Consider the following 6,433-nt stretch of genomic DNA (forward strand, 5'->3'; position numbering starts at 1 on the left):
AACGACTACATTGTTAGGCAGAAAGCCCCTGTAGCTCAGACTGGGAGAGCGCCAGACTGAAGATCTGGTTGTCCCCGGTTCAAATCCGGGCGGGGGCATATTTTAATCTCTGTTTCAATTCCTGAGCCCGCATTTTGCTCTGTTTTCGCTTTCAGCGCGCTCGCCGCGTCACCTCATCGTACGACACTCCTCCCAACTTGGTCAAGGTTACCCGTCGGACTGATTTAATGCGATTGTACTGAAAGACGGGATCAAAACGGCCCGATTCAGATATTACCGCAGGCGCACCACGATTTTGATGACGAGAGATCTGATCACTGTCATTAAAATATCCCAAGGTATGAATCATCTTTTTTATTAATCAGATAAAACCTCAACCCAAGTCAAATTAGGGTAAAATGACCACAAAGAACCAGCCTGAGCATGTGCAATAATATAAAAAAAATACAAGAAAAATGCACATGCAGAATTTTTCATAATCTCATTATAAAGGGGCAATTTTACTAATGGTTGCTTTAAATCCATTATTCCGCCACCAGCACCACCCGAACACATTCCCCCCATATCTTAATGACGAACCTGTGATACACGATATTCTAACCACTCGCGTAGCGGGGGTAAAAGACGTGCAGAACAAAACGACAACCTTGTTTACGGTCGCAGACGTTGCAGAGGCGTTAGCCGTTTCGCTGACGACTGCGTACATGCTGGTCCAGAGTGGAGAAATTCACGCGGTTCGGGTCAGAGGCTGCTGGAGGATTTCTAAACCAGATCTGATAGATTACGCCCGCCGAACAGGGGCGTGGTGGCTATCGAACACCAGCCCAGGAACAACAGATACCAGCGCCACCAGGGACGGGGCAACCTGCCACAGCCAACCCGCCCCCGGCACGATCCACCGACACCAACCAGCGAACACCGGCCAGCGCGGCGGTGATCGTAGTTGACCCTCACAGGCAAAAAAGCCGCGGTCCGCCGACCAGATCCGATCCGGCTGACCCACTCAGAACTTCGCGCGCTCCCCGAACTCCACCGCCTCGTAGCTCAGATCTATCTGAATAGAGGTTCAGGAGAGGTCATTTTAGTCAATTAGACTCATAATGAGCAAGTTTAGTAGGGAGAAAATAACATGCAAAAGTTCGCGTCCGCCCCCACCCCGGGGCGGACACCTACAGAACCCCTCGGTTCAGTTAACGCTTCGCCTGCGGAACACATAACATTTTCGCCACAACGCGACCCCTGGCCCGTCGATGCGGCGATCAGGGGCGGACGATACGTCCGGTATCTATCCAGCCGGCGCCCCGGCCATGCCGCCGGAATCTGGAGGACAGGGCCGGACGGTGTCCCCGAAAAAATCTCCCCGTTCGCCGTCGTGGGGATCGCTCTCGGGCGGCGCGGCGGGTGCGCCATCGAGGTCGTCTACCCCCGCACCGGCAAGCGGGCGACCTACGACGGGGATCTGGATACGGTCGCGAGTGCCCTCCACCAAGCCGGGCTCCAGCGCGGGTGCCAGGCCGAACGAAAGCGGGTATATTGGGCGATTTACGAATTTTGCAGACAAGTTCGGAGGCAGTTGCCGTGATCCTGCCACACCCATTCTGCGTTTTGATTCTGGAGTCTCAAACGGGCTTAGAACGATTCCACGATACCCTAGCGACCCTGGATCGCCAAGAGGGGCGCCCCGCTTGGGCAGGGTGGATCCTGGACGCAGTCCGGCGGACCAGAACCGACGTCCCGGCGGATGAAACCGCGGCTTGGACGCGGACGCTGTGGTTCCGCCTGGAGGGGCGAGATGGGGCCGACCTGTCCCGGGACCCCTACCCAGGGATTCAGGTCTACCTGCCCGGGGACGACGCTCCGGTCACAACGGACCCGCTGACGGTTCGGGACGCGCAGTATATCCTGCCGGTGGCGTTGGCCCGGTTCCTGCGCCGGCTAGGGGAGGAGGATCCGATCCCCGGTGACCAGGGGGCTGGGGAGCCCTCATCTGCCGCACCTGTCGCGACGCCAGAGACAGAGCCGGAACCGGAACCGGAACAAGGCTCCAGTGTGGGGCAGGAGGCAGAGGCAGTAGGGGTCGTTGAAGTCCCGCCAGCGAGATGGACCCTCATATCCAACGCCCAGATCGACGCCCTAGAGGCGGATCAGATCTACAGTTGGATCCAAACGCTCGAACGCGAGTACCACGTTCGTCCACCTCAGAATAGCGAGTTTATACCCATCGAGGATCTCAGGGCATGGCTACACGAAACCGCCGGGTCAGACCGGGTCCGGGAGGCGTGGGAGCGACGGCAGGTAGAGGTAGAGCGGCGCAGCGAAAACGAGTTTATAGCCCGGTTCTCCACAACGTCAAGGGGTGGGGAAGTCCTTCTAAACTATTCGGCGATTGCTGACCATGTCGCCGAAGAACTCCGGTGCGTCTCGTACCGCCGTACCATCTACATCTACGACACCGAGCACGGAATATACCGCGCGAACGACGGTGACGTGGAGGAGATGACGCAGGAGGTAGCTGAGCAGTGCAAGTTTACCGGGAAGATCTCCAGTGCGAAGAGGGAGATCGTGTCGCACATCACCGACATGCGTGTTACGCGGGAATACCCATTCAACCAAAACCCTGGGATACCCTGCGCGAACGGCGTGGTGGTCATCGACTACGAGACCGGTGCTCGGACCCTGGAGCCGCACTCCCCAGAGAACCGCTACACATACAGGCTACCAGTGGCCTACAACCCCGAGGCCGACCCGACAGAGATTATTCAGGTGCTATCGTCATGGGCTGACGAGGGGAACTACGAGGTGCTACTGCAAATCCCTGCGCAGGCCCTCCTTCAGGCAACTGTCATGGGGAAGCCCTACAAGAAGAGTTACATCGTCCACGGTGACACAAACGGTGGTAAGAGCTCATACATTGAGTTGCTCCGGCGAACATTCGGGGATGAGAACACTGCCCGGGTCATGCTGCAAAGGATTGGGCAGGACAGGTTCTGCCTCGCATCTATGGAGGGAAAGATGTTCAACATCTATGACGACCTGGATGACGTTCCAATGCAGAATTCGACCGTCCTCAAAACCTTGACCGGGTTTGACTGGCATGATGTTGAGCGGAAGGGGATAGATGCGTACCGGGCGCGGATATTCTGCGTCCACCTATTCACCTGCAACCGCCCCCCGGAGACACCGGATCGGGTAAAAAACGATGCAGCGTTCTGGGAGCGGTGGGAATACCTCACCTTTCCAAATCTCTTCGAGGTGGACCCGAGCTGGTACGACCGTGTTCTGACCCCACAAAACAGCTCAGCGTTTCTGAATCTGGTGATTGGTACCATGATCAGGATTGTTCAGAGTGGTAGCCTGCTGGTGCGCTCCAGCGCGTACGAGGTCAGGGATGTTTGGCAGACGAACGCGGATCCCATCTACAAATTCATCACGGAGAACCTGAACCACGATGGGAAGGGGGTTGTTGAGAAGGAGGACGCATACCGCGGTTTCCTGAACTTCGCCAGAACCGAGAGCGTGAATCAATCAAAGGTGCCCACGAACCTGGAGATGTTCGCAAAGTGTGTATTCAGGTACGGTTTTGCACCGGCCAGAGTGATGGTTAAGGGGGAGAGGAGGCAAGTTTTCCGAGGGTATGTCTGGAAATCGACCAGCCAGTACAAGCCTGGAGGTGCTACGAACGCCACCATAAGCGCTACGCGTCAGGGGTGTCAGGGGTAATGACCCCCCCTCACGCACGTGCGAGAGAGAGAGAGGGAGAGCAATGTACGGAATAATAGGGAGTAAATCTCCAGACCCCTGACACCCCTGACAGTTCACACTGGAGAGGATGCAAGTTCACACCTCATGTCGAGACCCATTCTCCGGAGCGCCCTGGTTGATGAGGGGCGGAAGAAAGATCTCTCGTAATCAACAAGAAGGCCCGGCCCCGTACTGGTTCCCACTCTCCTGCGCCCCTGCTGAGCGATCTCCTTATTCGCCCTATTCTTACCCTCTCTTTCCAGATCGTCCCCCATAGAGATGATATGAGGGGAGGTCGCACCGCAGGCCCCATTACCTACACCACTGAAAGAAAGGCAATCATGAGCATCTGGAAGAGTGTCAGCATATAAGGAGGCGCAAAAAATACCAGGTTACTGCCCAGAGCGGAAATCGTTGCCAGCCTCCCACCTTCCAATGTATTGGGCCACAGGTTTGCTCTCAGAAACTATTGTTCTGCATATGCAACATAATTCACCCCAGGGAAGATTCGAAAGACTCTTCTTACACAAGTTGAACCTTCCATCTGTTGTATTATGGCAGACCTGCATGCGAATGACATTTTCAGCATAATAAAACCACGGGCAATCATAAAGGAGGGATCTCTTTTCCCCGAAGACGTTGAAGTTCTGACCGTAAGGCCGATTGGGGATTCTCTGAAAGTAGAGGGAAGGGGTCGCAACTCCGGGCAGGCCTATATCCGCTTTCTTGGCTCGCAACACCTCGACCTGATCGAAGTGTTCCCGGAGCATGAATCATTCAATGGTGACGCACACAAATTTCGGCTTGGAATTGAAGCGCGGCGGTTAGGTCTTGCATACGAATATGACCCATATTTTTCCCTTTCAATAGCGCGGATCGATCCGCTCCCCCACCAGCTGGAAGCTGTATATGACTATTTCCTGAAACTGCCGCGCATACGGTTTCTCTTGGCCGATGATCCCGGTGCCGGAAAGACGATCATGGCAGGTCTGCTCATCAAGGAGTTGAAGATCCGCGGTCTTGTCAAGCGTATCTTGATCGTCACGCCCGCGAATCTCACCTTCCAGTGGATGCGCGAACTCAAGGAAAAATTCCGGGAGGATTTCAGTGTCGTGCGAGGTGAGATCCTCCGTGCGGCGTATGGATCGAATCCCTGGGATGAGCGAGATCAGGTTGTCACCTCGCTTCCTTGGATTGCGCGTATTGAAGATGCACAGCAGAGTTTGTTGAAGTCAAAGCGGTGGGATCTCATCATCGTGGACGAGGCACACAAAATGAGTGCCTCCTCCGAAGACAACAAAACGCTTGCCTACCGGATTGGGGAGGAACTCTCCGAGATGACTGATCACTATCTGCTCATGACGGCGACGCCCCATAAAGGGGATAAGGAGAACTTCCGTCTCTTCCTATCACTGCTTGACAAGGACGTCTACGGGGATATCGAGAGTTTAGATCGAGCGACGAAGACACGGAACGCGCCATTTTATCTCAGAAGGGTGAAAGAGGCGCTCGTCAACTTCCCGGATCCGGAGACGGGAAAAGTAACCAATCTCTTCAGAAAACGGAACGTATACACGATTCCCTTCGATCTCGATGCCGATGAGGTCGAATTCTATGACCACCTGACGGCATACGTCGAGAAGCAGTCCGTCAGAGCTGCGGCAGACGGTACCATCCGCGGCAAGGCGCTTGGGTTCACGATGGCGATGCTCCAGCGCCGGTTTGCCTCGAGCATCTATGCGGTACGCTGCACACTTGAGCGGATGCGCAACAAGCGTGAAGAGATCCTCCGGGATCCCGAGGCCTATCGGAAGAAAGAGATCGACCGGCGTCTCCAGCGCGAACTGGACAAGCGGTTCGGCGGCGAAGAGGAGATCATGGCCGATCTCTATGACGATGAACGGGAGCGGGTGCTGGCAGATCTTGAGGAGACAGTCATCTCGCACAGGCCGGAGGATCTCCGGGAGGATATTTCCGATCTCTCCAGGCTTGTCACAATAGCAAAACGTCTCGAAGAACGAGAGATTGAGACCAAACTTGTCAAGCTCAAAGAGCAGTTGACCCACGAGGGCATCTTCCACGATCCCAAGATGAAGTTGCTCATCTTCACCGAACACAAGGATACGCTCGTCTATCTCGTCGAGAAGCTCCGCTCATGGGGACTTACGGTCACGCAGATCCACGGCGGGATGAAGATCGGCGACCGTAATACGCCGGACTCCCGGCTGTACGCGGAGAAGGAGTTCCGGGACGATTGTCAGGTGATGGTCGCGACCGAGGCTGCTGGCGAGGGTATCAACCTGCAGTTCTGCTGGTTCATGATCAACTATGATATCCCCTGGAATCCGGTCCGGCTCGAGCAGCGGATGGGGCGTATCCATCGGTACGGGCAGGAGAAGGACTGCCTGGTATACAATTTCGTGGCTCTGAATACCCGGGAAGGCAGGGTCATGGACAAACTCTTCACCCGGATCAGCATGATCGAGGATGATCTCGACCCCGAGCGAACAGGGAAGATCTTTAACGTGCTTGGCGATGTCTTCCCCGCAAACCAGATCGAACGCAAGCTCCGGGAGATGTATGCCCAGAGTCTTGGGGTACAGGAGATCATCTCCTGGATCGTTGATGAGACCGAGGCGGAGCGGTTCAGGCAGATCACGAGTTCGACGCTCGAAGGGCTCGCCAAGACCCA

4 protein-coding genes and 1 tRNA gene are annotated in these 6,433 nt (G+C 55.6%); 4 read left to right on the forward strand and 1 reads right to left on the reverse strand.

The window, feature by feature from the left end:
• Window positions 1-24 precede the first annotated feature (24 nt).
• Both GXX82_14995 and GXX82_15000 read left to right on the forward strand, forming a co-directional pair.
• Window positions 25-98: transfer RNA gene (locus GXX82_14995), tRNA-Phe, on the forward strand.
• A 408-nt stretch (window positions 99-506) separates the two neighbouring features.
• Window positions 507-947, forward strand: a complete 441-nt coding sequence (locus GXX82_15000; protein NLT24346.1) for a helix-turn-helix domain-containing protein — start codon at window positions 507-509, stop codon at window positions 945-947.
• Window positions 948-1,285: 338 nt separating this feature from the next.
• Here the strand turns inward: GXX82_15000 and GXX82_15005 are convergent, their stop codons facing one another.
• Window positions 1,286-1,486, reverse strand: a complete 201-nt coding sequence (locus GXX82_15005; protein NLT24347.1) for a hypothetical protein — start codon at window positions 1,484-1,486, stop codon at window positions 1,286-1,288.
• 92 nt (window positions 1,487-1,578) lie between these two features.
• Between GXX82_15005 and GXX82_15010 the strand changes: the two genes are divergently transcribed.
• Both GXX82_15010 and GXX82_15015 read left to right on the forward strand, forming a co-directional pair.
• Window positions 1,579-3,720, forward strand: a complete 2,142-nt coding sequence (locus GXX82_15010; protein NLT24348.1) for a hypothetical protein — start codon at window positions 1,579-1,581, stop codon at window positions 3,718-3,720.
• A gap of 575 nt (window positions 3,721-4,295) precedes the next feature.
• Window positions 4,296-6,433 (forward strand): DEAD/DEAH box helicase (locus GXX82_15015; protein ID NLT24349.1); only part of this gene is annotated, 2,138 nt, incomplete at its 3' end.

This window comes from Syntrophorhabdus sp., from assembly GCA_012719415.1.
Lineage (GTDB): Bacteria > Desulfobacterota > Syntrophorhabdia > Syntrophorhabdales > Syntrophorhabdaceae > Delta-02.